At 58.5% G+C, this 26,744-nt stretch carries 20 protein-coding genes and 2 pseudogenes; 6 read left to right on the top strand and 16 right to left on the bottom strand.

The annotated features are described in order from the left end of the window. Together K3169_RS19400 and K3169_RS19395 are read right to left on the bottom strand one after the other, a co-directional pair. The gene (locus K3169_RS19400; RefSeq protein ID WP_263267511.1) at positions 1-1,032 is read right to left on the bottom strand and encodes an HlyD family secretion protein; all 1,032 of its coding nucleotides are present in this window, start codon (positions 1,030-1,032) and stop codon (positions 1-3) included. Then, a complete protein-coding gene (locus tag K3169_RS19395; RefSeq protein WP_263267509.1) occupies positions 1,029-2,558 on the bottom strand; it encodes an MFS transporter in 1,530 nt (509 codons plus the stop codon). The genes K3169_RS19400 and K3169_RS19395 overlap by 4 nt, the downstream gene beginning before the upstream one ends. Positions 2,559-2,645: 87 nt before the next feature. Between K3169_RS19395 and K3169_RS19390 the strand changes: the two genes are divergently transcribed. Continuing rightward, the gene (locus tag K3169_RS19390) at positions 2,646-3,401 is read left to right on the top strand and encodes an IclR family transcriptional regulator (RefSeq protein WP_263267507.1); all 756 of its coding nucleotides are present in this window, start codon (positions 2,646-2,648) and stop codon (positions 3,399-3,401) included. Positions 3,402-3,517: 116 nt separating this feature from the next. On the opposite strand, the gene K3169_RS19385 is transcribed toward K3169_RS19390, so the two are convergent. Next, a complete protein-coding gene (locus K3169_RS19385) occupies positions 3,518-4,555 on the bottom strand; it encodes an ABC transporter substrate-binding protein (protein WP_263267505.1) in 1,038 nt (345 codons plus the stop codon). 287 nt (positions 4,556-4,842) lie between these two features. Here K3169_RS19385 and K3169_RS19380 point away from each other — a divergent pair, with 287 nt between their 5' ends. Beyond that, the gene (locus K3169_RS19380) at positions 4,843-6,003 is read left to right on the top strand and encodes a DUF1624 domain-containing protein (RefSeq protein ID WP_263267503.1); all 1,161 of its coding nucleotides are present in this window, start codon (positions 4,843-4,845) and stop codon (positions 6,001-6,003) included. Between the two features lie 158 nt (positions 6,004-6,161). On the opposite strand, the gene K3169_RS19375 is transcribed toward K3169_RS19380, so the two are convergent. The 12 genes and pseudogenes from K3169_RS19375 to K3169_RS19325 form a co-directional block, all read right to left on the bottom strand. After that, complete coding sequence (locus K3169_RS19375; protein ID WP_099271051.1) at positions 6,162-6,890, bottom strand: DUF4198 domain-containing protein; 729 nt, start codon at positions 6,888-6,890, stop codon at positions 6,162-6,164. 16 nt (positions 6,891-6,906) lie between these two features. Then, positions 6,907-9,021: a TonB-dependent siderophore receptor gene (locus K3169_RS19370; RefSeq protein WP_263267501.1), complete on the bottom strand. Its 2,115-nt coding sequence runs from the start codon at positions 9,019-9,021 to the stop codon at positions 6,907-6,909. 130 nt (positions 9,022-9,151) lie between these two features. Then, a pseudogene (locus tag K3169_RS29840) lies at positions 9,152-9,751 on the bottom strand (methyl-accepting chemotaxis protein); the annotation flags it as partial. Between the two features lie 258 nt (positions 9,752-10,009). Further along, positions 10,010-10,942: pseudogene (locus K3169_RS29835) on the bottom strand (cache domain-containing protein); the annotation flags it as partial. Between the two features lie 315 nt (positions 10,943-11,257). Further along, the gene (locus tag K3169_RS19360; RefSeq protein ID WP_122708834.1) at positions 11,258-12,040 is read right to left on the bottom strand and encodes an IclR family transcriptional regulator; all 783 of its coding nucleotides are present in this window, start codon (positions 12,038-12,040) and stop codon (positions 11,258-11,260) included. A gap of 269 nt (positions 12,041-12,309) precedes the next feature. Then, positions 12,310-12,888, bottom strand: coding sequence for a sarcosine oxidase subunit gamma (locus K3169_RS19355; protein ID WP_122708833.1), 579 nt, complete (start codon positions 12,886-12,888; stop codon positions 12,310-12,312). A 3-nt stretch (positions 12,889-12,891) separates the two neighbouring features. Continuing rightward, positions 12,892-15,807 (bottom strand): 2Fe-2S iron-sulfur cluster-binding protein, encoded by a 2,916-nt coding sequence (locus tag K3169_RS19350; RefSeq protein ID WP_263272327.1) that lies wholly within the window; start codon positions 15,805-15,807, stop codon positions 12,892-12,894. Positions 15,808-15,809: 2 nt separating this feature from the next. Next, positions 15,810-16,115, bottom strand: a complete 306-nt coding sequence (locus tag K3169_RS19345) for a sarcosine oxidase subunit delta (protein WP_099271046.1) — start codon at positions 16,113-16,115, stop codon at positions 15,810-15,812. 12 nt (positions 16,116-16,127) lie between these two features. Then, positions 16,128-17,369: an FAD-dependent oxidoreductase gene (locus tag K3169_RS19340; protein WP_099271045.1), complete on the bottom strand. Its 1,242-nt coding sequence runs from the start codon at positions 17,367-17,369 to the stop codon at positions 16,128-16,130. After that, positions 17,351-18,256 carry a bifunctional methylenetetrahydrofolate dehydrogenase/methenyltetrahydrofolate cyclohydrolase FolD gene (gene folD / locus K3169_RS19335; RefSeq protein ID WP_263267495.1) on the bottom strand — a complete coding sequence of 302 codons (906 nt, stop codon included), beginning with the start codon at positions 18,254-18,256 and terminating at the stop codon, positions 17,351-17,353. Before folD ends, K3169_RS19340 begins: the two co-directional genes overlap by 19 nt. Further along, entirely contained in the window at positions 18,253-19,119 is an 867-nt protein-coding gene (gene purU, locus K3169_RS19330) for a formyltetrahydrofolate deformylase (protein WP_263267493.1), read from the bottom strand. Before purU ends, folD begins: the two co-directional genes overlap by 4 nt. Positions 19,120-19,495: 376 nt before the next feature. Continuing rightward, entirely contained in the window at positions 19,496-20,101 is a 606-nt protein-coding gene (locus K3169_RS19325; RefSeq protein ID WP_027901065.1) for a helix-turn-helix domain-containing protein, read from the bottom strand. Positions 20,102-20,392: 291 nt separating this feature from the next. On the opposite strand from K3169_RS19325, the gene glnT reads away from it, so the two are divergent. From glnT to K3169_RS19305, 4 genes are all read left to right on the top strand, one after another. After that, positions 20,393-21,727, top strand: coding sequence for a type III glutamate--ammonia ligase (glnT, locus tag K3169_RS19320; RefSeq protein ID WP_263267491.1), 1,335 nt, complete (start codon positions 20,393-20,395; stop codon positions 21,725-21,727). Positions 21,728-21,868: 141 nt separating this feature from the next. Next, complete coding sequence (locus K3169_RS19315) at positions 21,869-22,774, top strand: class II glutamine amidotransferase (protein ID WP_255878745.1); 906 nt, start codon at positions 21,869-21,871, stop codon at positions 22,772-22,774. 11 nt (positions 22,775-22,785) lie between these two features. After that, positions 22,786-23,469 carry a protein glxC gene (locus tag K3169_RS19310; RefSeq protein ID WP_095097189.1) on the top strand — a complete coding sequence of 228 codons (684 nt, stop codon included), beginning with the start codon at positions 22,786-22,788 and terminating at the stop codon, positions 23,467-23,469. 15 nt (positions 23,470-23,484) lie between these two features. Next, a complete protein-coding gene (locus K3169_RS19305) occupies positions 23,485-24,828 on the top strand; it encodes an FMN-binding glutamate synthase family protein (RefSeq protein ID WP_027901061.1) in 1,344 nt (447 codons plus the stop codon). An 824-nt stretch (positions 24,829-25,652) separates the two neighbouring features. Here K3169_RS19305 and K3169_RS19300 read toward each other — a convergent pair. Next, positions 25,653-26,690, bottom strand: coding sequence for an LLM class flavin-dependent oxidoreductase (locus K3169_RS19300; protein WP_231673808.1), 1,038 nt, complete (start codon positions 26,688-26,690; stop codon positions 25,653-25,655). Positions 26,691-26,744 lie beyond the last annotated feature (54 nt).

Raw genomic sequence — 26,744 nt, 5'->3', positions numbered from 1 at the left:
TCAATGCTCCTGCGCGGTGTCGATACGCGCCACGACCGACATGCCGATCCGCAGCTTCTGCAGATCCGGCTGATCGGCATCGAACCTGATTTTCACCGGCAGGCGCTGAGTGACTTTGGTGAAATTGCCCGTCGCGTTATCCGGCGCAATCGGCGAGAACGAGACACCGGTCGCCGGGGCAATACTGTCGATGTAACCGCTGAAGGTGTGATCGGGGAAGCTGTCCACGCTCAGCTCGACTTTCTGTTGCGGCTGCATGTGAGCCAGTTGGGTTTCGCGGAAGTTGGCGACCACGAAGGCGTCCTGCAACGGCACAACGGCCATCAAGGCTTGCCCCTGAGAAACATAAGCGCCGACCCGGACCGAGCGCTGGCCGACCATGCCGTCTTGCGGTGCGGTAATGCGGGTATAGGACAGATTCAGATCCGCCTGTTGCAAGGCCGCTTGGTCCTTCTCCAGCGCCGCCTTGGCGACTTCCAGTTGCGCCTTGAGCACATCCAGGCTTTTGGATGCCGCGACGCGCGAGGCTTCATCACGGTCTCTCGCGGCCTGCCATCCCAGCAGTTCCGCATCGGCTTTCTGGCGTTCCTGCTGAGTACCGGCTCCGGCGTTGGACAGGTTCAGGTAACGCCTGGCGTTTTCCTGAGCGAATTTGAGTGATGCAGCGGTGGCGCGGGTGGTCGCGGCGGCTTGATCGATGACCGCAGCCTGACGCTGGATACTGGCCTTGAGGTTCTGAATCTGTGCCGATGCTGCTTCAACGTTGGCCTTGGCCGACAGTTGCGCGACCCGGTAATCGGCGTTGTCGATTTCAGCCAGCAAGTCTCCAGCCTTGACCCACTGGTTGTCGTCAACGGCGATTTTGCTGATCTGCCCGGAAAGGCGCGGCGAAACCAGTACCGAGTCGGCGCGGATATAAGCGTCGTCGGTCTGTTGCACGGTGCCGCCGCTGATCAGGCGATAACCGATGTAAGCGAGACAAACGACGACGGCGACGCAGGCCAGGGAGAGGGCGGTTCTGTGCTGTTTCATGACGGTACCGGAGGTTGCGGTGGATAGGCGCGCTTGGGCAGGGTCAGCAGAATGACCAGCAAAACGCCGATGACGGCCAGCAATGCGAGGAAGGCATCACTGAAACTCAATACGTAGGCTTGTTCCTTGACCTGACGGGCCAGCGCAGCAGTGCTCTGAACGCTATGCAAGGGCTCAAGACCCTGCAGCCTTGTGCCCACGCCGTCGAGCAGAACGTTGGAGTGGAAGTGCTCGCGATGGGTGACGAAGTTTTCCAGCGCAGCCCCGGCAATCACTGAAAACAGCCCGCGCAACGTGTTGACCATGGATGATGCGAACGGACCTTCAAGAGGCTGGATCACGCCGGTTGCATTCATCAACAATGGCACTACCACCAACGGCTGGCCGAAGGTATGCAGTAATTGCAGCAGGTAGAAATCGTCGCGAATCCATTCGCTGGTGATCTGTGAACCGCCAAGGCAGGCGATGGTCAGCAAGCCGAGGCCGGAGGCAATTACATAGCGCGAGTCGACCCAGTTGCGGTTGATTACCAGCGCCACGAGCGGGGCAATCAGCAGTTGCGGCAAGGCGATAATCAACGCCGTGGGCATGGTTTGCAGCGGGCGGTAACCTTGAATCTGAGTCAGATAAGACGCCGGAATTGCGCTGCCTGCCAGCCCGACAAAGAGAAACAGACACAACGTGATCAAGCCGTAACTGAAGTTGCGGCGCTTGAGCAATTGCAGCTTGAACAGCGGCAGCGGATGAAACCATTCATTGATCAGAAACGCGGGCAGACACACTGCAGCGCCCAGTAACAGGAAGCTGATCAGTGATGAGTTGAGCCAGTCCAGACGCTCGCCTTGGGTGAGGGCGATGACCAGCATGGTGATGCCGCTGACCCCCAGCAATGCTCCGCGCCAGTCAGCCTGTTTGAAGCGTTCAAGACGCAACGGGTCCTGGGGCAATCCATACGCAATCAGCGCCGCACCGATCAGCCCTGAAGGGATGATCTGCCAGAACACCATTCGCCAATCGACGCCTTCGGTCCACAGTGCAGCCAGTGGCATCGCCAGGTTGGGGCCGAAGGTAGCCGTCAGCGCGTAGGCGGACAAACCGTACAACTTGATATGCCAAGGCAGAAAACGTAACGCGGCAGTCATCAGCAAAGGTGGCAGCGCACCGCCTGCAATGCCTTGCAATACGCGTAGGGTGACCAGGCTTTCCAGGTTGGGCGCGAAGGGAATGATGGCGCCGAAAAAAGTAAACGCGAAGGTCGCGACAATGGCGAAGCGGCGCAGGGAAAAGGTCACTGCAAACCAGGGGGCAAGCAACATGGCCGAGACTTCGGCAGCGGCGTAGACGGAGCTAATCCAGGTGCCGTCATCGTGTCCCAGACCGTACACGCCTAAAATGTCGGCCAGCGTGATATCGGTGACGCGATCATTGATCCCGGAGGTCAGAGCCGCAATCAGCACGCCGATCAGACCCAGGGCCAGACGGAGTGTAAAGGGAGCCGGAGAGGGCGGTGGGGAAGGCGCTGACACGTAAAAAATCCTGCTGAGGGTGTTTCAGTTATTAACTGCAAGGCGGTACACTGTATCAATCAGTGGTACTTATGACAAGGTGTGTCCATGACGACGACGGATTCAGATCGCGGTGGTGTACAGGTTATTTCCCGTGCAGCGGCGATCCTGCGCAGCCTCGAAGGAGAGCCTGCTGGCTTGAGCCTTGGGGAAATCGCCAAACGCTGTGAATTGCCTCGCTCCACGGTGCAGCGACTGGTCGATGCGCTGGCGCTTGAAGAGCTGCTGGAAGTCCACGGACGAGGCGGAATCTGTCTGGGCCCGGCGCTGATGCGTCTGGCTTCTCACAGTCATGTGGACATCGTGCAGAAGGCGCGGCCTTATCTTGAAAAGCTTGGGGCGGAAACCGGCGAGACCATTGTGCTGGCCAGTGCTGCGGGGGCTGAGCTATTGATTTTGCACACCGTGGTGTCGAGTCATTCCTTGAGGGTTTCTTCCGGGCCCGGGGGCATTCTGAACATCTATGGCATTGGCGGTGGTAAGGCCTTGCTGGCCAGGATGGACAACGAGTCAGTGGTCAAATTGATCGGCCGCAAGATCAAGGCGCTGACGGCCAACACCCTGACCTTGCCGCTGCTGCTTGAGCAACTGGATGAAATACGGCAGAGCGGGATCGCGTTCGGTAATGAAGAACATACCCAGGGCGTGGCGTCCGTGGCCGTGAGTTTGCAGACGCCGCAGGGTTTCTACTCGATTGACGTGGCGGGCCCGGCCTGGAGAATTGTCCAGGCCAGGGAAAGCATCGAGAAAGCGCTGCTCAAGTGCCGGGACGAGTTGATGAGCGGGTTGCGGGGTGTCGAATAAGAGCGTCTGCCAAAGACTTGAGCAGGACCCTGTAGGAGCTGCCGAAGGCTGCGAAAGCGATCATCCTGAAACACCGCCATCGCAGCCTTCGGCAGCTCCTACAGTCAGGTTTAATCTCAGCTACCCTGCAACGGCTTGGCATCCTGGAAGAAGTAGTCCTTCCACGACGCAGGCTTGTTCTTGATCGCGCCGACGCGGTGCAGGAATTCGGCCAGTGGGTAGGTGTTCTTCGGTGTGATGGTGAACTCGAAGTCCTTGTTGTCGATGATTTTCAGCAGCTCATCCCGATTGATCTTCGCCTTGGTGACACGAATGTAAGTGTCTGCCGCAGCGCCTTTGTCCTTGCGGATAAAGTCTTCAGCTTCGCTCAGTGCCTCGATGAACGCTTTATAGGTCTTCGGGTTCTCGTTGCGGAATTTCTCGGTGGCGAACAGCAGCGTCGGCGAATTCGGACCCAGCAGGTCATAGGTGTTGAGCACCACATGCACGCCTTTGGCTGCTACTTCCTGCTCCTGGAACGGCGGGTTGGAGAAGTGCCCGGTCAGCTCGGTGCCGCCTGCGATGATGCTTGCCGCTGCGTCAGGGTGCGGCAGGCTGACAGTGTATTTATCCAGCCGGGCATATTCCGCATCGCCCCAGAGCTTGGCCGACGCATATTGCAGATAACGCGACTGAACCGAAACGCTCACCGCAGGGACCGCGATGCGATCCTTCTCGGTGAAGTCCGCAATGGTTTTTACCTTGGGATTGTTGCTGACCAGGTAGTAGGGGAAGTTACCCAACGAAGCGACGGCCTTGACGTTCTGCTTGCCGTGGGTCCGGTCCCAGATGGTCAGCAATGGCCCGACACCCGCACCGGCAATATCAACAGCGCCGGTCAGCAGTGCGTCATTGACGGCTGCGCCACCCGACAATTGCGTCCAGTCGACCTTGATGTCCACGCCATCCGCCTTGCCGTGCTTCTCGATCAGGTTCTGATCACGCACAACGTTGAGTAGCAGGTAAACGATACCGAATTGTTCGGCGATGCGTAGTTGTCCTTCAGCCTGCGCGGCGGTTGGCATGGCGAAGCTGCCGGTCAGAAGCGTCGCTGTCAGACCCAGGGAGGTGGCCAGACGGGAAAGTCGAGGGCGACGTGTCGAGGTGTTTGTCATGCCGTGCTCCAGCGTTGAACAAAGAAAGATGTAAACGATGGGCAGACGATATAGGTATAAGAAAAAATATTTAAATAACATTAGCGAATAACGTTATGGCTGTTAACTGACTGGCTCCTGCACACCCGTGAGCATTCTGGAGCAGATCCTGCATAACCTCACCACGACTAATTGTACTGGTTGTTGATATAACATAACATTAATGCGCTTTTTCAAGATTGTGCGCAGTCGTTCGTTTGAACTGATAGCAGCCGCTTTCGCACCAATCCCTCACCATGAGTTTTTCAATGACGACCCTCCCTCTGAAGCCTCAGGCTTCCACTCGATTGCAATCGATTGACGCGTTGCGCGGCCTGATCATTCTGTTCATGTTGCTCGACCATGTTCGCGAAACCTTCCTGCTGCACCTCCAGGTTTCAGACCCGATGGACGTGACCACCACGCCGCCTGAATTGTTTTTCAGCCGCACGCTGGCGCATCTGTGTGCGCCGCTGTTCATCTTCCTGACCGGTCTGTCGGCTTACCTCTACGGCGAACGCCACGGGGCGAGTGAGGTGTCTGGCTTTCTGTTCAAGCGCGGGCTGTTCCTGATTGCTCTGGAAGTCACGCTGGTGAACTTCGCCTGGACCTTCCAGTTCCCGCCGACCACGGTTTACCTGCAAGTGATTTGGGCCATTGGTTTGAGCATGGTGGCCTTGGCGATCCTGGTAAAACTGCCAAGACCTGCGCTGGCGGTAATCGGCGTGGTAATCATTGCCGGGCATAACCTGCTGGATACGCTGCACTTCACTCAGGAGTCGGCGATGTATGTGCCCTGGGCGATCCTGCATGATCGCGGTTGGCTTGTGCCTTGGGATGGTTTGCGTCTGCGCACGTCATATCCGTTGCTGCCGTGGATCGGTGTGATTGCCCTGGGTTACGCGGCGGGTCCGTGGTTCGCATCCGGTGCTGATGCGCGCAAGCGTCAAAATAGTCTGGTATTAGCAGGATTGGGTCTGCTGGCGCTGTTCTTCCTGTTGCGTCTGGTGAACGGTTACGGCGAGAAGCACTGGTCGATCGGTGAGACCACCGTGCAGACAGTGATGAGCTTTTTCAACATCACCAAGTACCCGCCATCGCTGCTGTTCCTCAGCCTGACGCTGGGCATCGGTATGTTGCTGCTGGTCTGGTTCGAAAAGGCAGCAGGGCGGGCGTGGTTCAAGCCGTTGCTGGTGTTCGGTGCTGCGCCGATGTTCTTCTACCTGCTGCACCTGTATGTGCTGAAGATTCTGTACCTGATCGCCGTGGCGATATGGGGCACCAACAAAGGCAATTACTTTGGCTTCGATTCGGTGGGCGCGGTGTGGTTGTGTTCGGTGTTGCTGGCGGTGGGACTGTTCCCGGCTGTGAAGGCGTTCGCTAGCTTCAAGGCACGGCGTAAGGACATTGCCTGGTTGAAGTATTTCTAATATCTGAACTTGTAGGCGCGGTGTCTCGAGGCAAACGCTAGACCTGTAGGAGCGCACGAGCACCGCGAGGCCGCGATAGCGATCTGTCTGAAACACCGCTATCGCGGCCTCGCGGTGCTCGTGCGCTCCTACAGAAAAGCATTACAAATCAGGTGTTATCACTCGTGATGCGCCTCACCGACAAACGTCAGCGAAGTAAACAACCCTTGCTCATCAATGTCCGGATTGCCGCTCACTTTCACTACGGTCTCGGCTGCAATGACGTTCAGCCCCTCGTTGCGCACCACGACACTGGCCCGGCCTTGGGCGTCAGTGGTTGCGCTGACTTCATCCGGCTGGCTGCGGTAGTCGCCGATCAGTTTGATCCCTGCCAACGGTTTGCCATCCAGTAGCACTTGCACGGGTAACGCTTTGCCCGGGCCGACGCTCAGCGGGTCGGCCAGCGGCACGATGACCAGTTTCAAGCCTTTCAGTGTTGGCAGTTTCACGCCCGGTTCGTAGATCGCCAGGCTGTACTTGAAGGTCTGCAACGCTGTAACCGCCCCTGGGACTTTGGTGCGGCCTTCGTTGGTCCATTTCTTGTCCGCAGTCTGTGACCACATGCCGTTGTTCAGTGCGACGGACATCACCGCGGGCTTGCTCAAAGGTTGTAGCCGCGCATGGTCGGCAAGGCGTTCGACGGTCACCGGGATCATCTTGCCATTTATGTCATAGGCCCAGGCGCCGCTGACTTTTTCCGCTTTGAACTTGCTGTCCTCGGCACCATGGCCGTAAACCACTTCGATGTTGCCGCGCCGCTCTTCGGTCCATAGCCCATGGGCATTGGCCTGTTGCATGGAGAAAGCGCCGAGCAGGCTCAGGGCCATAATTGTTTTTGGAAAATGCATGGTAAGTCCTTGTTAATCAGAGGCTGAGGGTAAGGCTGACGGTGAAGTTGCGTGGTTCGCCGGGGGCGACCCAATAATTGCTGTAGGAACGCTCGAGGTATTTCTCGTCGAAGAGGTTGTTCAGGTTCAGGCCAACGGTGACGTTTTCATTGGCCTTGTAATGCGCCAGCAGGTCGACGGTGTGGTACGCGGGCAGCTCGAAGCTTTTGCCTGCCTCGCCGGACCGGTCGCCGACATACGTGAACGCTGCACCCAGATCCGAGCCTTTAAGCAGGCCGTTCTGAAACTCGTAAACCCCGAGCAGACTGCCGCTGCGTTTGGCCACGCCGAGGATGCGGCTACCCGTGGGAATGGTCGTGTCGCCTTTGGTGACCTCTGCGTCGATGTAGGCAAACGCGCCAATCACTCGCACCGCATCGGTCACTTGCCCGGTGAATTGCAGGTCGACACCCTGGCTGCGCGCCTTGCCAATGGCGCGACTGAAGTCGGTGCCCGGTTCGGGCGTCAGTACGTTTTCCTTCTCGATATGGAAAGCGGCAACGGTGGCGCTCAGACGGTCGTCGAACAGTTCGGTCTTGATCCCTGCTTCATAGCCAACACCTTCTTCGGGATCGAAGCTCTTTCGAGCAGCGTCAGTCCCGTTGTTGGGTTTAAACGAAGTGGAAGCATTGGCGAACAGGCCGACTTGCGGTGTGAGTTGGTAGAGCAGGCCGGTGCGGTAGGTCAGCGCGTTGTGCTGCTGCTTGTTGGTGAGGTTGACGGTGTAGTCGTCGATGCTCTGTTCGAAATGCTCGAAGCGCGCGCCGATCATGCCGCGCAGCTTGTCGGTGAAAACGATCTGGTCTTGCAGGTTCAGCGCCTGGCTTTCGACGTGCTCGAAGAAGTCCGTACCGGAACGTATGCCGTTGGGCTTGGGCTGGCCGTAAACCGGTTGGTAGATATCGATGGCATACGGGCTGCCCGCGGTATTGGTCACGCGCTCGTTCTTGCGGTAGTTCTCGTACTCGGTGCCGATCAACAGTTGGTGCTCCCAACTGCCAATGTCCACCAGACCGCGCAGTTCAAGCTGGGTAATGCTGTCGTGCCAGTTCATTTCCCGTTCGCGGTAGCGGCGGTTGACTGTGCGGCCATCGGCATTCAGTGCGCGGCTTTCCGAGGCGTAACCGGACAGCTCACCTTCCTTGTAATGACTGGCCAGACGCAACGACCAGAAGTCATTCAGGTGATGCTCCAGCGCCGCCTGGATCATGTTGTTGTCGTTATCGATGTCGCCGTCGTTTGGCTCACCGAGGAAGGTTCGCCGGGACATGCCGCTCCACTTGTTGTTGGGGGCGACGATGCCGCGGTCAAAGGTCGAGCTATGACGGACAAACTCGGTCTCCACTGACAGAGACGTGTCTGGACTCAACTGCCAACTGAACGTCGGAGCAACGAACACCCGTTTGCTGTCGACGTGATCGCGAAAGCTGTTGTTGTCTTCTACCGCGAGGTTCACTCGGGAAAGCACGCTCTTGTCGTCATTCAGCGGGGCGTTGACGTCCAGTGCGGTGCGGTAGCGGTCCCAACTGCCTGCGCTGGTCTGCAGTGTGGTGAAGGCATCGGCCTGAGGCTTTTTAGTGACGATATTTACCGTACCGCCGGGGTCGCCTCGACCATAGAGGCTGGCGGCAGGGCCTTTGAGCACTTCGATGCGCTCGACGTTGGCGGCATCCGGTGTGCTTGGGTAGCCACGGTTGGCGCTGAAACCGTCCTTGTAGAACTCGGACGTGGTAAAGCCGCGAATGCTGTATTCGTAGAGGGTCAGGCCGCCGAAGTTATTCTGTTTCGATACGCCACCGGCGTAATCCAGCGCGCGCTCCACGTTATGACTGCCCAGGTCCTTGAGCACGCTGGCGGGGATCACGCTGATGGATTGCGGAATGTCTTTGATCGCCGTATCGGTCTTTGTGGCAGTTGCGGAGCGGGTGGCGCGGTAGCCGCTGACCGGGCCCGTCGCTGACTCATAATTGGCGTCAGCGTTGACCGTGATCGTGTCGAGTTCATAGGTTTGCGGTGTTTGTTCTGCGTAGCTGGCGTCGGCCAAAAGACCAAAAGCGAGGCCTGCGAGTGAGGCCATTTTGCGAGGGGGCATTTCTGACATTCCTTATAGATTCGTTACAGTATAACGTCTCTATCAGGAATTATTTCTATTTGTGTTGAAGGCTGGATGTTTCTGAATGTTGCGGCGGGTCGAAGTGCTTATCTCGACCCGCCGCTACCCATCAAGTCCGGAAACGCTTGACCAGACTGTCCAGTTCGCTGGACAGGGCGGCCAGACTGCGGGAGTCGGCACGGGCTGACTCGGCAAGTTCGGCCACCAGCTGCGCATCGCCATGGATCTGGCTGATGTGCCGGTTGATGTCTTCCGCTACATGGTGCTGCTCTTCAGCAGCGGTCGCGATCTGGGTGTTCATGTCGCGGATCACATCCACCGACTCACGGATCTGCCCGAAGCTGCTGCGTGCCTGGCCGATTTTCTCGACCGATTGCTGCGACACGGCGAGGCTGGCGTTCATTTGTTGCGTCACCGACGACGTGCGGCGGGCGAGGGTACCGAGCAGGTTATCGATCTCGGCGGTGGAATCAGCCGTCCGCTTGGCCAGAGCCCGGACTTCGTCGGCCACCACCGCAAACCCGCGACCTTGCTCACCGGCCCGCGCTGCTTCGATGGCTGCGTTGAGTGCCAGCAGGTTGGTCTGTTCAGCAATGGAGCGAATGGTGTCGAGAATCGACTGAATGGCGTTGCTGTCTTTTTCCAACTGCACCATCGCGGTGGCTGATTGGGACAGTTCAGAACTCAACTGATCAACGCTGCTCACCGCATCGTCGATCTGGCGCTGGCCTTCGCGGGCCTGACGCTGGCCGTTGTCTGCCGAGTCCGCGGCCTGACTGCACGAGCGGGCGACTTCGTTGGCCGTGGCGACCATTTCATGGAAAGCAGTCGACACCATGTCCACCGCTTCACGCTGACGTCCTGCGGCGTCGGCCATGTTGTTCGACACCTGGGTCGAGCTGGTGGAGGTATCGAGAATCTTGTTCGCGGCCAGACCGATGTGCTGGATCAGGCTGCGGATCGCGGCGAGGAACTTGTTGAACCAGTTAGCCAGTTGCGCCGTTTCATCATTGCCGCGCACATCCAGGTTATGGGTCAGGTCCCCTTCACCTTGGGCGATGCCTTCCAGACCGCTGGCTACACTGCGAATCGGGCGCACGATGAGCGAGGCGAAGCTGGCGCCAAGGATCGCGAAAATAATCGCCAGTACTGCAGCAATTACGGCTATCAGCCAGGTCAGGCGTGTGGCCGATCCCATCACTTCGTCCTGCTTGATCAGACCGATGAAGTTCCAGCCCAATTGTTCGGATGGGTACACGTTGGCCATGTAGCGCTCGCCATCAAGTTCGACTTCGACCAGTCCCTTGGTGGTTTTGGCCAGTTCGGCGTAACCATCGCCAAGGTCGGAAATTTTCTTGAAGTTGTGCTCGGGTTTACGTGGATCCACCAGAATGTTGCCGCTTTTTTCCAGCAGCATCAGGTAACCGCTTTCGCCCAGTTTGATCTGCTTGACGATGCTCGTCAGCTGCTTGAGTGTTACGTCGATGCCCACCACGCCGCCGGGGTTGCCCAGTGAGTTACTGATGGTACGCCCGGTATTGACCATCACCGCGTCGTCAGCCGCCCAATAATAAGCGTCGCTGCGCACGACCTTGCCCGGAGTGGCCAGGGCCGCCTTGTACCAAGGTCGGACTCGCGGGTCGTAATCACCGAATTTCTGGCCTTCAGGCCAAGGTACATAACTGCCGTTGGCGAGGCCGTAGGAAATGTAGGAGTAAGCGGGGTGGCTTACGCCCATGCGGTCGAACAGGGCAATGATGCTCTTGTCCGTTTCGGATTCGGGAGCATTTTGCTGATCAGAGGTCATGAAACTCTTTAGGCCATTGCCTGCACCGGTCAGCAGAGGATTGGCAGCAAGGTATTCAACGTTTTGGCTGATCCCGTCGAAAAACAGCTGCATCGCATTGGCGACCTGCCGTATTTCACGGCCACTGCTGTCGGAGAATCCATCGGTCGCATCGCTGCGCAGGTTGATGATGACGATGCTGGCAACGACGATGATCGGCAGGGACGCGATGACCGCGAATGCCCACGTCAGTTTCTGTTTGATATTCATCCATGCTCCGATTGCAGTTCTGGCTAACACCCTGAGCAGTCTCAGGAGGGTTTGGGCAGGCACGCATATGTGTTGCTAATTAGTATTATGGTATGCCGCTATCGGCATTATTTCGGAGTTCTTGAGCAAGACGTGCGGGGGAAATCAGTTGGCGCTGAATCAGAGAGTTTGCGGTGCAAAACCCAAGTCGCGACTGATGCCGGCACTGCATTCAAAAAGCAGTTGCTGGAAGCGGTCCGTGGCACCTTCGGGATCCATGACCGCATCCGGTCCGGAGAGATTGATTGCCGCCGTTACATGGCCGTTGTGATCCCGGACAGACGTTGCAATCGCTGTGGAGTAGTCGGACCGATGCAGTACCCAGCCGCGGTCCCGGTCCTCGGCGATCAGGCGTTGCAATTCAGGCAGGGTTCGCGGGGCAGGAGTGGGATAGTCGTCCAGCCGCACGTGTTGATACAGCTGCGCCAGCTCTGTTTCGTTCAGCGCAGTCAATAGCATCCTGCCCATGGCGGTGCAGTGACAGGCGATACGTGTGCCGATGGGGATGTTGACCGAAAGCCGCTGGGCTGCAAACGCGCGGAACAGATACAGGCTGTCGGTCTGTTCGCGAATGCTCAGGTGGCAGGACAGCGAGGTGCGGTCGCGCAGCAGGTTCAGGTGTGGCATGGCCACTTCCACGATGTCGCGACTGGCCAGGTAACTGAAGCCGTCACTGATGACCCTGGCTCCCAGCTCGTACTGAGTGTTGAGCTTGTTCAGGTAGCCCATGCTGGTGAGGGTAAACAGAATCCGGTACACCGCCGACGTGCTGACGCCCAGGCGCTCGGCGATTTCCTGAATGCTCAGGCTGCGGGTCCGGGCGTTGAACATCCCCAGCACACTCAACCCCCTGGCCAGGGCCGGGACGCTGTAGTCGGTGTCTTTTTCAGGAGTATCGAGCATGAGTAATTCCGCAGGTGCTGTTCGGGGAAGTAGGCGTTTAACCGATCCTGTAGGCGGTTTCATGTGGGAGCCGCGCCGGTGTCACTGACACCGCGCTGTCGCGCAGCAAACAGATATCAATGTGGGAGCGAGGCTTGCCCGCGATAAGGGCGCCGCGGTTTATCAGATAGACCGCGGTGCTTGTATCGCGGGCAAGCCTCGCTCCCACAGGTTCTGGTGTGATCCCGTGATTTTGGCTTTTTCATCCTTCGCCACATCAACACCAGCGATCACTTGAGAATCAACACCCCGTCAAACTCGCCCATGGCATCCAGCACGGCGCCCTTGAAGTACTCCAGTGAAGCGCGGTCGCAGAGGAGCTGGAACGCGGGCAACTCCTGCGAGCCCAGGTTGATAACGATCACATTGATCCGCGCCGCTGAGGTTTGCGCTACTGCGCCCTCCGGGAACGCCTGCGGGCGCAAATCCACGCCGCAGAGTTTGGCCATGACTTCGCTGACGTGTAGGCCACTGAGTTGTAGCCAGGCGTGGCTGTCTTGCCGGGGCAGCAGGTAGTTGGCGTTGTGATCCAGCTCCCAGCGGGCTTCTTCGTCGGCGATGCGTTGGCCTTCATCCTCAAGGCTGCCCAGGATCAGGTATTCCGTCTGAGACAGCCGGGCAACATGACTGCCGTCGGCCTGGGTCACCGCACGGTTTGGCGCGTCCGGCAGATAGAAGCCCCGAGCGCTGAGGTACTCGGCGCTTTGCTGGCCGCGAAAACCGACTCTGGGTACATCAGTCAGGTCAATCAGGGCGCATTGTTGGAGCGGGCCTGGCCCGATGTAACGTTCCGCTTGCAGGCTGGACATGGCTCAAAGCTCCTGACGTTGGTTTTCGGGATCGAAGAATGGCAGTTTTACGACCGTGGCCTGGACCACCACGCCGCCTTCGACGCGAATTGGAATCTGTTGCCCCGGCTGGCTCTGATCGAATGCCGCGTAGGCCAGACCAATGATCTTGCCCAGGCTCGACGAGTATTCGCAGGACGTGACGTTGCCACTGATGTCCGGACCCTTCAGGACCAGATGGCCCTCCAGCGGTTGCGGGCTGTTTTTCGGCAGGGTGAAGCCCACCAGTTTGCGTTTCATCGGTTGTGCTTCGAGGATGTCCACCGAGCGTCGTCCGACAAAGAACGGCTTGGTGCGGCTGACCGCCCAACCCATGTCGATTTCGGCCGGGTGGGTCATGCCGTCGGTGTCCTGACTGATGATTACGTGACCTTTTTCCAGGCGCAGCAAACGCTGGGTTTCCACACCAAACGGGCGCATGTCGTGTTCTTTGCCCGCTTCGATCAGCGCGTCCCAAAGCTTGAGCGCATGACGTGCCGGAACGTGGATTTCATAACCCAGCTCACCTACGAAACCGACCCTCAACAAGCGCGCCTTGATCCCTGCGACCGTGCCTTCGCGCACCCCCAGATAGGGAAAGCTTTCTGCGGATAAATCCAGATCGTTGCAGACCTTTTCCAGCACCTTGCGCGAGTCCGGTCCGGCCACGTTGACCGCGGAAATTGCGGCTGTGACGTTGGCGATGTCGACGTTCAGGCGCCACTGGGCGTTCCACTTGAGCATCTGCTGATAGATGCGATCAACGCCGCTGGTAGTGGCGGTGACGTAGAAGTGGTTGTCGGCGAAACGTGCACACACTCCGTCATCGATCACCACGCCGAGCTCATTGGTCATCAGCGCGTAGCGTGAGCGACCCACCGGCTGTTTGATGAAGGCAAAGGTGTACATGCGGTTAAGCAGTTCGGCGGCATCCGGGCCGCGCACATCCAGACCGCCCAGCGTCGATACGTCGATGATGCCGACCTTGTTGCGCACGTGCAGGGCTTCCTGCTGCATGCAGGTTTCCCGCTCATGGGGTTTGCCGTAATAGGCCGGGCGCTGCCAGATGCCCGCGGGCATCATCTTGGCGCCTGCTTCGACGTGGCGCTTGTGCATCGGTGTCTGGCGATATGGATCGAACGCCCGCCCGGCTACATGGGCCAGCTTCTCGGCTTCGAACGGTGGACGAGCGGTGGTCACGCCGGTTTCGCTGACGCTGCGTTGTGTTGACGAAGCCACCAGCCGCGCCGTGGGCAACGCCGAATGGCGACCCTGCGACGGCCCCATGCCGACGGTTGAGTAGCGTTTGACCAGTTGCACATCGCGATAGCCGATGCGGGTGGCATTGATGATGTCGCGCACCTGCAGGTCCTCATCGAAATCGACGAAATCCTTGCCTTTGGGATGGGGGAAAATCGGCCACGGGAAGTTGACCTGCGCTTCGGCCTGCAAGGGCAGGGGTTTGACGCTCAATTCAAGACTCAGGGCGACGACGATGTTGGCCGCCGCGTGAGTCGCATCAGCCAGCACGTTGTCCAGCGCATGGTAGCCCTGAGCCGAACCGGCCACGCTGAGGTTGTTCGGCAGGCCGCTCAGGGTGAACTCGGCCAGTTGATCGTCGTAGCTGAGTTTGCCTCCAGCCTGACACAGCAATTGATAAACCGGCATGTAACCACCGGACATGCACAGCAGATCGCAGTCGACGATCTGGCCGCTGCCCGCCACCTGACCCTGGCCGGTAATCTTGCGCAGATCAACGCCGCTGACATGACGCATGCCTTTTTCATGCAGCGCCTCATACACCGTGCTGCCTTGGTGACAGCTGATGCCGCGTTGTTCCAGGGCCAGCAACAGCGCCCGGTCTGCCGGGTGAGCGCGCATGTCTACCAGCGCCGCCACGGTGACACCCTGTTCGTGCAAATCCAGCGCGGCGAGGTAGCCATCGTCATTGCCGGTCAGGACCACCGCTCGTTTTCCGGGTTTGACCGCATACAGCTTCATCAGGCGTTGCGCGGCGCTGGTCAGCATGACGCCGGGCAGGTCGTTATTGCGAAAAATCACCGGCTGATCGAATGAGCCGCTGGCAATCAGGCATTGGCTGGCGCGCACTTTGTACATGCGCTTGCCTTGAATCACCGGCAAATAGTTATCGGTGAACCAGGCGTTGCAGGTGGCTTGTTTGAGGACGCGAATGTTGGCGTGGTGCTCGACAGCTTCCACCAGTTCGCGGCGCAGTTGTTCGCTACGCTGGCCGTCGATGTCGAAACGGGCGTAGGTGAGCGAACCACCGAGAATGGGCTGTTGCTCAATCAGCAGTACTTTGGCACCAGCGTTGGCCGCCGTCAGTGCCGCCTGCAACCCGGCAGGACCGGCACCGATCACCGCCAGGTCAGTGAACAGATAGGCTTTGTCGTAATACTCGGGTTGAAACTTCAGGTCGAGCACGCCCAGCCCGGCTTTTTTACGAATGATCGGCTCCCAGACTTTCCACGCGCCCTTGGGCTTGTAGAACGAACGATAGTAAAAACCCACCGGCATGAATTTCGAGAATTTGCCGAGGTAGGCATCCTTATCGTTGTCCAGCGAACCGTTGAAGTTCTGTCCGCTGGCCTGCAAGCCTTCTTTCAGGGCGAAAGTATCCGCCAGCACGTTGGGCTCATGGGGCAGTTGAATCAGCGTGTTGGCGTCCTGGCCCGCCATGGTCAGCGGTCCGCGTGGGCGGTGGTACTTGAACGAACGCGACAACAGGAAGCGACCATTGGCGAGCAGGGCACTGGCCACGCTGTCGCCCTGATAGCCCTGATAGAGCCGGTCATCGAAACTGAAACTCAGGGGTTTGTTGCGGTCGATCAGCAGGCCCATCGGCGCGGCCAGTCGGGTCCCCCGGAATTCTTCAGGCATGCTCATCGGGCGGTCTCCTTGGCGGGGGCAGCGGTAAATTCGACCCTTGAGGTGAACACCTCTTTGGGGTCGAAGGTGCGGATGATTTCATCGCTGCCGGTATGGCGCTCAACCAGAAACCAGTAGCTGGACGGCGTGTGCATCCACCATTCGCGGACTACGCCCAGCATGTCTTCGCTGTTGAACACGTAGTCGGCCCATTCGCTGTCGCTGCAGGTGGCTGGGTCCGGCATGTGCTTGAACTCGCCGCCGTAGGTGAATTCGGTGATGTTGCGCGGCCCGTTGAGCGGGCAATTCATGATCTTCATATTCCGCTCTCCTTAGTGGCTGGCCGCAGTGGCGCCCATTTCGTTGACTTGCTGGAAGGTCGAAAACCGCTCCAGGCCGAACGGCTTGATCAGGTCCGGGGTCTTGCCACCGCTGGCGACCAGCTCGGCCATGGTCTTGCCGCAGATGGGCGTTGCCTTGAAACCCCAGGTGCCCCAACCTGCGTCCAGGTAATAATTCTTCACCGGTGAAAGCCCCATGATCGGGCTGTAATCGGGTGTCATGTCCGTGATCCCGGCCCACTGCCGCATCAACTTGGCATTGGCCAGAAACGGGAACATTTCCACCGCGTGGGCCAGCAGGCTTTCTTTCAGATCCAGGGTCGATCGGGTGTTGAACAGCGGGTACGGATCGGAGCCGCCGCCGAAGACCACTTCGCCACGGCTGGTCTGTTGCACATAGCAGTGCAAGGCAGAAGAACTTACCAGCGGGTCGAGGAACGGCTTGAACGGCTGGGTCACCATGGCTTGCAGCGGGAAAGTCTGAATCGGTGAGCGAATGCCGGCCTTTTTCATCAATTGTGAACTCATCCCTGCCACCGCCTGCACGGCACAGCCGCACTTGATGGTGCCGCGATTGGTCTTCACCGCAGTGATGGTGCCGTTCTCGATGACCAGTTCCTGAACCTCAGTGAGCTGGTGAATTTCCACACCGCGCTTGGCCGCTTGTTTGGCGTAGCCCCAGGCGACGGCATCGTGGCGTGCGGTCGCGCCGTCCATGTGCCAGAGACCGGCCAGCACCGGAATATGGCCTGGATCAAGGTTCAGGCTCGGCACCAGTTCGCGGATCTGCTGGCGGTCGATCATCTCGGTGCGGCCGCCAAAGTGCTTGTTCACTTCGGCACGCTGCCGGAACGAACGTACCGTGGCGTCGGTGTGCGCGAGGGTCAGCTGGCCGCGATGGGAGTACATGATGTTGAAGTCGAATTCGTTGGACAGCCCCTCGAACATCCGCACCGATTCGGCATAGAACTTCACGCCTTCGCTGGTCAGGTAGTTGGAGCGAATCACTGCTGTGTTGCGTGCTGTATTGCCGCCGCCGAGATAGCCTTTTTCCAGCACGGCGATATTGGTGATGCCGTGGTAGCGCGACAAGTAATAGGCCGTGGCCAACCCGTGTCCGCCGCCGCCAATGATTACCACGTCGTAAGAAGATTTGAGCTCTTTGGGAGCGGGCAAGTCGACCTCGACCGGGTACTCCGAGCTCAGCCCGTATTTCAGCAGGTTGAAAGGCATGCGGCCTCCGATTGGCTACGTTGCGCGAGGGCCTGCTGGCGTGCAGCGGTGACCGTGTTTTTCATCAGGAAAGCGATGGTCATCGGCCCGACACCGCCGGGTACCGGGGTGATGGCTGAAACCTGGGGCAGGGCGCTGTCGAAATCCACATCGCCGACGAGTCGGCTGCGACCGTCTTCGTCGATACGGTTGATGCCGACGTCAATCACTACTGCGCCAGGCTTGAGCCAGTTGGCGTCGATCATGCGGGGCTTGCCGACGGCGGCGATTACGATGTCGGCCAGGCGGCACAGCGCCTTGGCGTCGATGCTGCGTGAATGCACGATGGTGACCGAGCAATGGGCCTGCAAAAGCAGGGCGGCCATGGGTTTGCCAACGATATTGGAACGGCCGATCACCACCGCGTGCTTGCCGCTCAGATCGCCACAGGCTTCACGCAGTAAATGCAGGCAGCCGCTGGGTGTGCAGGGTGTCAGTACGTCGCGACCCTGACTAAGCCCTCCGACGTTTTCACTGTGAAAGCCGTCCACATCCTTGCGCGGATCAATCGCCTGCAATGCGCGGGCCTCCTGAATGTGGGCGGGCAACGGTAGCTGTAGCAGGATGCCGTGCACGGCCTGATCACCATTCAATTCCGCGATCAGGTCGAGCAATTGAATTTGAGTAATGTCGGCGTCCAGGCGGTATTCCAGCGAGCGGATTCCAGCCTCTTCAGCGCGCAGGATCTTGTTGCGCACATAGACCTGACTCGCCGGGTCACAGCCCACCAGAATCACCGCCAGTGCCGGCTCGATGGCGTCTTTTTTCAAGGCGCTGACGTCCAGTTTGACCTGGGCAAGGACCCGCGCCGCGCTGGCTTTGCCGTCAATGATTTTGCTCGCGCTCATCGGAACACCACCGTTCTGTCCTGATTGAGGAATACCCGGTGCTCCAGGTGATATTTGACGGCCTTGGACAGCGCTACGGTTTCGGTATCGCGGCCCATCGCGACCAGATCAGCGGGCAGGTAGGCGTGGTCGACGCGCTGTACTTCCTGCTCGATGATCGGCCCTTCGTCCAGATCACTGGTGACGTAATGCGCCGTAGCCCCGATCAGTTTCACACCGCGTTCATAGGCCTGGTGATAGGGTTTGGCACCCTTGAAGCCGGGCAGAAACGAGTGGTGAATGTTGATCGCCCGGCCGGAAAGTTGCTTGCACAGGTCGTCTGAGAGGATTTGCATGTAGCGCGCCAGTACCACCAGATCGGTGCGGGTGTCGTCGACCACCTTCAACAATTCGGCCTCCTGACTGGCTTTGCTGTCCTTGGTCACCGGTAGGTATATAAAGCGAATACCTTCGCGTTCGGCCATCGGTCGCAAGTCCAGATGGTTGGACACTATGGCGGTAATGGTCATGTCCATCTCGCCCTTGTGATAGCGGTACAGCAGATCCGTCAGGCAGTGGTCGAACTTGCTCACCATCAACAACACCCGCATCGGCTGGCGGGTGTCATGCAGTTCCCACTGCATATCGAATGCCTTGGCCACCTCGTTGAAGTTGGCTTTGAGCTGGGTTATATCGCCGAGGTGCCCGTCGTTGAAACGGAACACTGCACGCATGAAAAACCGACCGCTGAATTCGTCGTCGAACTGCGCCATTTCACCGATGTAGCAGCTGTTGTCCGCCAGATAGGAAGCCACGGCAGCCACAATACCGGACGTCGCCGGACAGCTGATCTTGAGAATGAAATGGTTCTTTTCGTGTTGCATGGCTTGTCCTCGGAGAAGTGGCGGCAGCTCAGCGCAGGGCGAAAATTCATCAGTAAAAAGGTTTTTTCTATGTGAATAAAAATTCCCATCAGGAATTAAATATTCATGATGCGGTTTTATAGGCGAAAGAAAATCCTGCGTCCAGAATTTTCTGGAAACTTTTTTTACTGTGGGGAAATTTTAGGTGTTGCCAGATTTAATGGGGAAACAGCCGGCAGCGCGCAACTGTTGGGGTGGAATGCAATTCCCTGTTGGAGCGAGGCTTGCCCGCGAACCAGGCGACTCGGTGCATCAGACGCATCGCATTATCTTTCTTCGCGGGCAAGCCTCGCTCCAACAGGACCCTGGTTAAGCTGTGGAATTTCAGCGGGAAGCCTTACTCCCCCTGCGCCCCATAATTCATGATCGACAACAAGCGGATCGGCACTTTGACCAGTTCTTCCGGGCCATGGGGAATGTCGCCGTCGAAGGTCAGGCTGTCACCGGCTTCCATGCGGTACAGCTGGTTGCCATGGCGATACACCAGTTCGCCCTCCAGCAGATGCAGAAACTCGGTTCCGGGGTGGGAAAAGGTCGGGAACTCCTCGCTGGCGTCGTCCATGCTCACCATGTAAGCCTCGAAACTCTTCTTCGGGCCTCGGGTGTGGTTGAGCAGGTGGTAGGTGTGGCCTTTCTCTGTACCGCGCCGGACCACTTCAAGTCCTTCATCGGCCTTGACCAACAGCGCGCTGCTGCCTTTCTGATCGTACTGGGCGAACAGCTTGGACATAGGCATGCCCAGCACATCACACAGCCGGCTCAGGTTATCCAGACTGGTTGAGACCTGTGCGTTCTCGATCTTGCTCAGCATGCCCTGACTGATGCCCGCGATACGCGCAACGTCGGCCAGCTTCAGCTCCTGCGCCTGACGCTGGCGTTTGATCTGAATGCCCAGGTACTGCTCAAGCTTCAACTTCGGTTCAGGTTCGTTCGGCATGTTCATCAGGTGTGCACGTTTTCCGTTCGTGAAATTTAATTTCGCACTGAGAATGTGCGTTTTTTCCCGCTCTTAATTTTTCGGCGGCTGATTATTCCTCGTGGGAAAACGAGTTTCCCATATATACAGCAGAATTTCGCCCCTCGATTCCTTTCTCCCGTTGGTATACCAAGTTGGCAAGTAGCTTGCATTCCTGTTGGGAAAGTAACTTTCCCTTTCGGAATATTCAGTGTTCCGATGGAAAGTGAAACCGTCATCCCTACTACAACGCTTGCCTATCGCGAGGAGTGATCACTCATGTTGCCACCAGAAACACAGCGCTTGATCGAGGAGCACGGGATCAAATACGTGCTGGCGCAATTCGTTGATATTCATGGCGCGGCGAAAACCAAATCGGTGCCGGTTTGTGGTCTGGAGGCCGTTGCCGAGGCGGGTGCCGGGTTCGCAGGCTTCGCTATCTGCGGCATGGGTATGGAACCGCATGGCCCGGACTTCATGGCCAAGGGCGATTTGTCGACACTGATCCCTGTGCCGTGGCAACCCGGTTATGGCCGGGTGGTGTGCATCGGGCATGTTGACGGCCAGCCACATCCTTACGACAGCCGCTATGTGTTGCAGCAACAAGTGCAGCGTTTGAAAGACAAGGGCTGGACGCTCAATACCGGCCTTGAGCCTGAATTCAACCTTATGCGTCGCGATGAAAGCGGCAAGCTGCAACTGGTCGACACCAGCGATAACCTCGACAAACCCTGCTACGACTACAAAGGCCTGTCCCGTTCTAGGGCTTTCCTTGAGCGTCTGACCGAAGCCTTGCAGCCGGTGGGCTTCGAGATCTATCAGATCGACCACGAGGACGCCAACGGCCAGTTCGAGATCAACTACACCTACAGCGATGCCATGGAGTCGGCGGACCGCTTCACGTTCTTCCGCATGGCGGCCGGTGAGATCGCCAATGACATGGGCATGATCTGCTCCTTTATGCCAAAACCGGACCCGAAGCGCGCCGGTAACGGCATGCACTTTCACCTGTCGATCAGCAGCGCCGAAAGCAAAAATCTGTTCTTCGATGCCAGCGATAAACATGGCATGGGCCTGTCGAAAATGGCCTACCACTTCGCGGCGGGTCTGCTTGCCCATGGCCCCGCGCTGTGTGCCTTCGCCGCACCGACCGTCAACTCCTACAAGCGGCTTGTTGTGGGTAATTCGCTATCAGGCGCGACCTGGGCGCCAGCCTTTATCGCCTTTGGTGCCAACAACCGCTCGGCCATGGTCCGCGTGCCTTACGGCCGCCTCGAGTTCCGTCTGCCGGACGCCGGGTGCAACCCCTATCTGGTCAGCGCCGCGATCATCGCTGCGGGCCTGGACGGTATCGACCGCCAGCTGGAACCCGAGCAGATCTGCAACGAAAACCTGTACAGCCTGAGCCTTGAAGAAATCGCCGCGCGCGGCATCAAGACGCTGCCGCAGTCCCTCAAGGAAGCCTGCGATGCCCTGGAAGCGGACCCGTTGTTCGCTGAAGTGATGGGCCAGGAAATCGTTGGCGAATTCATCAAGCTCAAGCGCATGGAGTGGGTGGAGTACAGCCGCCATGTGAGTGATTGGGAGATCAAGCGCTACACCGAGTTTTTCTGATTTAGCTGGGCGGCAGCTGCGAGTTTCAAGCTGCAAGCGGCAAGGAAAAGCAGTCTGCGGCAACGACACAAAACTATTTATCTACCCGGTCAGCTTGCAGCTTAAAGCTTGCAGCTTACCGCTCCCGAACAAGGTGAGGATATGTGCGGAATCGTTGGCTTGTATTTGAAAAATCCGGCGCTGGAGTCCCAGCTCGGCAAGTTGTTTGAACCGATGCTCGAAGCCATGACGGATCGCGGCCCGGACAGCGCAGGGTTTGCGATTTATGGCGATGAAGTGGGGGACGGCTGGATCAAACTGACCTTGCAGTCGACCACTGAGGACTACGACTTTCAGGCACTGGTTGCCGCGCTGGAAGGTCGTCTGGCGACGTCGCTGGACTGGTTTCAGAACGCCAGCGCCATCGTGCTCAAGGTCAAGGCCGAAGAAGCGGTGGTGCGTGCCGCCGTGGCTGAACTGGCACCCAGCGTGCGGATCATGAGTGCCGGCAAGAGCATCGAGATTCTCAAGGGTATGGGCCTGCCAAAGGAGATTTCCGAACGCTTCGGTCTGGCTAACATGAAGGGCAGCCACATCATTGGCCACACCCGCATGGCCACGGAAAGTGCGGTGACCATGGAAGGCAGCCATCCGTTTTCGACAGGCGCGGACCTGTGCCTGGTGCACAACGGCTCGCTGTCCAACCACTTCCGCCTGCGTCAGGAACTGCGCCGCGAAGGCATCAATTTCGACACCGAAAACGACACTGAAGTGGCCGCCGGTTACCTCGCCTGGCGTCTGCAACAGGGCGATTCGCTGAAGACCGCCCTGGACAGTTCGCTGGAAGCACTGGACGGCTTTTTCACTTTCGCCATCGGCACCCGCAACGGCTTCGCGGTGATCCGTGATCCGATTGCCTGCAAGCCAGCCATCCTCGCGGAAACCGATGATTACGTGGCCATGGCCTCGGAGTATCAGGCGCTGTCGAGCCTGCCTGGTATCGAAAACGCCAAGGTCTGGGAACCCGTCCCGGCCACCATGTACATCTGGGAACGCGAGTCGGCTTAAGGAGCGCACACATGAAAACCATCGATCTTTCCACCTCCACCGTCCGCGAGCTGAATCAGGCGCTGCACGATCAAGTCAATAACGTGCAGGACCGCGAGTGGGTGGTGACTCACGCCAACGGTGCACACAACCTGGCGGTCGGCGTCAACGAAGCGGTGTCCATCGATATTCAGGGGCACGCCGGTTACTACTGCGCGGGCATGAACCAGAAGGCCTCGATCACCGTGCACGGCAATGTCGGCGTGGGTTGTGCCGAGAACATGATGTCCGGTTACGTGCGGGTCAAAGGCAGCGCGTCCCAGGCTGCGGGCGCTACGGCTCACGGCGGCTTGCTGGTCATTGAAGGTGATGCCGGAGCGCGCTGCGGCATTTCCATGAAAGGCATCGACATCGTGGTCGGTGGCAGCATCGGCCACATGAGCTGCTTCATGGGCCAGGCCGGGCGACTGGTGGTGTGCGGTGACGCGGGCGATGCGCTGGGCGACTCGCTGTATGAAACCCACATCTACGTCAAAGGCACTGTGGAATCCCTGGGCTCGGACTGCATCGAGAAAGAGATGCGCGCCGAGCATCTGGAAGAACTGCAAGGGTTGCTCAATCGCGCCGGTTTCGAGCACAAGGCCGCTGATTTCAAGCGCTATGGCTCGGCCCGTCAGTTGTACAACTTCAAAGTCGATAACGCGTCTGCGTACTGATTCAGGAGCCACACCATGAGCGACTCTATTAACCCGAAAGCAGCGACTCCCGTACTGCGCGAATCAGCGACCTTCGACCGGCTGACCATTCAGGAAATCCAGCGCGCCGCCGAAACCGGCATCTATGACATTCGCGGCGGCGGCACCAAGCGCAAGCTTCCGCACTTTGATGATTTGCTGTTGCTGGGTGCCAGCGTGTCCCGCTATCCGCTGGAAGGCTATCGCGAGAAGTGCGGCACCGACGTGATCCTCGGCAACCGTTTCGCCAAGAAACCGCTCCACCTGAAAATCCCGGTGACCATCGCTGGCATGAGCTTCGGCGCATTGTCGGCCAACGCCAAAGAGGCTCTGGGTCGCGGCGCGTCCATCGCCGGGACCAGTACCACCACGGGCGACGGCGGTATGACCCCGGAAGAGCGCGGTCAGTCCCAGCATCTGGTTTATCAGTACCTGCCATCGCGTTACGGCATGAACCCTGATGACCTGCGCAAAGCGGATGCCATCGAAATCGTACTGGGGCAGGGCGCTAAACCGGGCGGTGGCGGCATGCTGCTGGGCATGAAAGTCACCGAGCGCGTGGCCGGCATGCGCACCTTGCCGATTGGCGTCGACCAGCGTTCGGCCTGTCGCCACCCGGACTGGACCGGCCCGGATGACCTGGCGATCAAGATTGCCGAGATTCGCGAAATCACCGATTGGGAAAAACCGATCTACGTGAAGATCGGCGCAAGTCGCCCGTATTACGACGTCAAGCTCGCGGTTAAAGCCGGTGCCGACGTGATCGTACTCGACGGCATGCAAGGCGGTACGGCGGCAACGCAGGAGGTGTTCATTGAGCACGTCGGCCTGCCGATCCTTTGCTCCATCCCGCAAGCTGTTCAGGCGCTGCAAGAGATGGGCATGCACCGCAAGGTTCAGTTGATCGTTTCCGGCGGCATTCGTAACGGTGCTGACGTGGCCAAAGCCATGGCGCTGGGTGCTGATGCGGTTGCAATCGGTACTGCGGCGTTGATCGCGCTGGGCGATAACCATCCACGTCTGGACGAGGAGCTGAAAAAAATCGGTTCGGCGGCGGGCTTCTATGACGATTGGCAGAACGGTCGCGACCCTGCGGGTATCACCACGCAGGATCCTGAGTTGTCCAAGCGTCTGGACCCTGTGGAAGGTGGCCGTCGTCTGGCCAACTACTTGCGGGTGCTGGTCCTGGAAGCACAGACCATGGCCCGGGCCTGCGGCAAATCGCACCTTCACAACCTTGATCCTGAGGATCTGGTGGCATTGACGGTTGAATCAGCGGCGATGGCGCGGGTGCCGCTGGCAGGGACTTCGTGGATTCCAGGGGCGGTTACGGGGTATTGAGAGGTATGCGGTAGACGGCGCAGTGTCCTTGGGCACCGCGTTGTCGCGTGGCGAACGATAATCTGTAGGAGCGCGCTTGCCCGCGATAGCGTCAGTACAGCCGATATATTTATCGACTGACAGACCAAATCGCGGGCAAGCGCGCTCCTACAGGTAAAAACTTCCAAATCAGATGTTTGAATATTGTTTGATAGGAGCGCAATCCGAGAACGCTAGCGTTGTGCAATATGCACTGAACCGGTAGGAGCGAACTTGTTCGCGAGACGTCAGCACAGCCAAAACAGGCATCATCTGACACACCGCTTCGCAGCCTTCGGCAGCTCCTACAGATATCCAGCAAACCCACACAATCAGGTCGGCTATCAGGCCGCCGCGCTTTTGACTTTGATCTTAGGCGCCCCGTCAAACCACGACGGCCGGAATTCGATATTGCTGCGTGGGGTAAACCGGCAGGGATGCCGGTTTAGCTGCCTCAGGCCATGGATGGCCGGTGGCAGCGGCCCCGCGCAGCAATGTCGGATTACGGGTATGCCGAGCGACAGCGAGGTACCAAGTGGTGGGGTAAGAGCGTTTTGCTTACTTTTGCGCCTCAAAAGTGAGGCGCCGTAAGGGCGCAACCAATATCAGCCGTGACTAAGATAATGGATATGTACACAAGGTTGCTGCATGAAAGTTGTGTAGATACCTATGCCGCGAAAGAGCGACGCGGTCTGCAGTAAAACTGCGGTGTTCTTATGTCGGAATGCCGCCCAGACCAAGCACCACATACCCGGCCGCTACAGAATCCCCCTCCAGACCCGTTTGCCGGAAGGGGAGCAACACACTCACTTGAACGCCGGAACCACCTGCTTGATAAACAACTCCAGCGACTTTTTCTTCTCGGCATGGGGCAGGCTGTTGTCGCACCAGAAGCTGAATTCGTCGACGCCCAGTTCCTGATAGTGCTTGATGCGGGTAACGATTTCTTCAGGGGTGCCGATCATGGTGTTCTTGCGGATGTTGTCCAGTTCAAACTCCGGACGTTCCTTGAACTTTTCCTCCGGGCTTGGCGCGAGGAAGCCGTTGACCGGGGTCTGTTTGTTGCCGAACCAGGCGTCAAAAGTACGGTAGAACTTCGAGATGGCCGTAGCGCCGACTTTCCAGCCTTCCGGGTCATCCACCGCATGGACGTGGGTGTGACGCAGCACCATCAGTTGTGGGCGTGGCACGTCCGGATTGTTCGCCAGTGCGGCTTCGAACTTGTTCTTGAGATCCACGACCTCCTCATCGCCTTTCATGAGTGGCGTGACCATCACGTTGCAGCCGTTGGCCACCGCGAAGTTGTGGGAATCAGGGTCGCGGGCGGCGATCCACATCGGCGGTGTCTTGATCGGTTTCGGGACGCTGGTCGAGGTGGGGAATTTCCAGATTTCACCGTCATGGGCGTAGTCGCCTTGCCAAAGGGCGCGCACCACAGGGACCATCTCACGCAGCGCCAGGCCGCCTGACGAAGCAGGCATGCCACCTGCCATGCGATCAAATTCCACCTGATAGGCGCCGCGCGCGAGGCCGACTTCCATGCGCCCATTGCTGATCACGTCGAGCAGCGCACATTCACCGGCCACTCGTAGAGGGTGCCAGAACGGCGCAATGATGGTGCCTGCTCCCAGGTGAATCGTCGTGGTTTTGCCAGCCAGGTAGGCCAGCAATGGCATCGGGCTTGGGGAGATGGTGTATTCCATGGCGTGGTGTTCGCCAATCCAGACGGTGCTGAAACCGCCAGCTTCGGCCATCAGCGTCAGCTCGGTCAGGTCCTCGAATAACTGACGGTGGCTGACCTGTTCATCCCAGCGTTCCATGTGTACGAATAATGAAAACTTCATGACGCGTTCCTCGGATTGTTCAGCTCCAGGCCCATGTTTGCGACCTGGCGAGTT

It is taken from the genome of Pseudomonas phytophila (assembly GCF_025643095.1).
Lineage (GTDB): Bacteria > Pseudomonadota > Gammaproteobacteria > Pseudomonadales > Pseudomonadaceae > Aquipseudomonas > Aquipseudomonas quasicaspiana.
The sequence above is the reverse complement of the archived record's forward strand: the minus strand, read 5'-3'. Positions and strand labels throughout refer to the sequence as shown.

Excerpts from the sequence above, each read along its gene's own strand:
- K3169_RS19400 (WP_263267511.1), bottom strand. The coding sequence starts at position 1,032 with ATGAAACAGCACAGAACCGCCCTCTCCCTGGCCTGCGTCGCCGTCGTC.
- K3169_RS19390 (WP_263267507.1), top strand. The coding sequence starts at position 2,646 with ATGACGACGACGGATTCAGATCGCGGTGGTGTACAGGTTATTTCCCGT.
- K3169_RS19385 (WP_263267505.1), bottom strand. The coding sequence starts at position 4,555 with ATGACAAACACCTCGACACGTCGCCCTCGACTTTCCCGTCTGGCCACC.
- K3169_RS19380 (WP_263267503.1), top strand. The coding sequence starts at position 4,843 with ATGACGACCCTCCCTCTGAAGCCTCAGGCTTCCACTCGATTGCAATCG.
- K3169_RS19375 (WP_099271051.1), bottom strand. The coding sequence starts at position 6,890 with ATGCATTTTCCAAAAACAATTATGGCCCTGAGCCTGCTCGGCGCTTTC.
- K3169_RS19370 (WP_263267501.1), bottom strand. The coding sequence starts at position 9,021 with ATGCCCCCTCGCAAAATGGCCTCACTCGCAGGCCTCGCTTTTGGTCTT.
- K3169_RS19360 (WP_122708834.1), bottom strand. The coding sequence starts at position 12,040 with ATGCTCGATACTCCTGAAAAAGACACCGACTACAGCGTCCCGGCCCTG.
- K3169_RS19355 (WP_122708833.1), bottom strand. The coding sequence starts at position 12,888 with ATGTCCAGCCTGCAAGCGGAACGTTACATCGGGCCAGGCCCGCTCCAA.
- K3169_RS19350 (WP_263272327.1), bottom strand. The coding sequence starts at position 15,807 with ATGCCTGAAGAATTCCGGGGGACCCGACTGGCCGCGCCGATGGGCCTG.
- K3169_RS19345 (WP_099271046.1), bottom strand. The coding sequence starts at position 16,115 with ATGAAGATCATGAATTGCCCGCTCAACGGGCCGCGCAACATCACCGAA.
- K3169_RS19340 (WP_099271045.1), bottom strand. The coding sequence starts at position 17,369 with ATGCCTTTCAACCTGCTGAAATACGGGCTGAGCTCGGAGTACCCGGTC.
- folD (WP_263267495.1), bottom strand. The coding sequence starts at position 18,256 with ATGAGCGCGAGCAAAATCATTGACGGCAAAGCCAGCGCGGCGCGGGTC.
- purU (WP_263267493.1), bottom strand. The coding sequence starts at position 19,119 with ATGCAACACGAAAAGAACCATTTCATTCTCAAGATCAGCTGTCCGGCG.
- K3169_RS19325 (WP_027901065.1), bottom strand. The coding sequence starts at position 20,101 with ATGAACATGCCGAACGAACCTGAACCGAAGTTGAAGCTTGAGCAGTAC.
- glnT (WP_263267491.1), top strand. The coding sequence starts at position 20,393 with ATGTTGCCACCAGAAACACAGCGCTTGATCGAGGAGCACGGGATCAAA.
- K3169_RS19315 (WP_255878745.1), top strand. The coding sequence starts at position 21,869 with ATGTGCGGAATCGTTGGCTTGTATTTGAAAAATCCGGCGCTGGAGTCC.
- K3169_RS19310 (WP_095097189.1), top strand. The coding sequence starts at position 22,786 with ATGAAAACCATCGATCTTTCCACCTCCACCGTCCGCGAGCTGAATCAG.
- K3169_RS19305 (WP_027901061.1), top strand. The coding sequence starts at position 23,485 with ATGAGCGACTCTATTAACCCGAAAGCAGCGACTCCCGTACTGCGCGAA.
- K3169_RS19300 (WP_231673808.1), bottom strand. The coding sequence starts at position 26,690 with ATGAAGTTTTCATTATTCGTACACATGGAACGCTGGGATGAACAGGTC.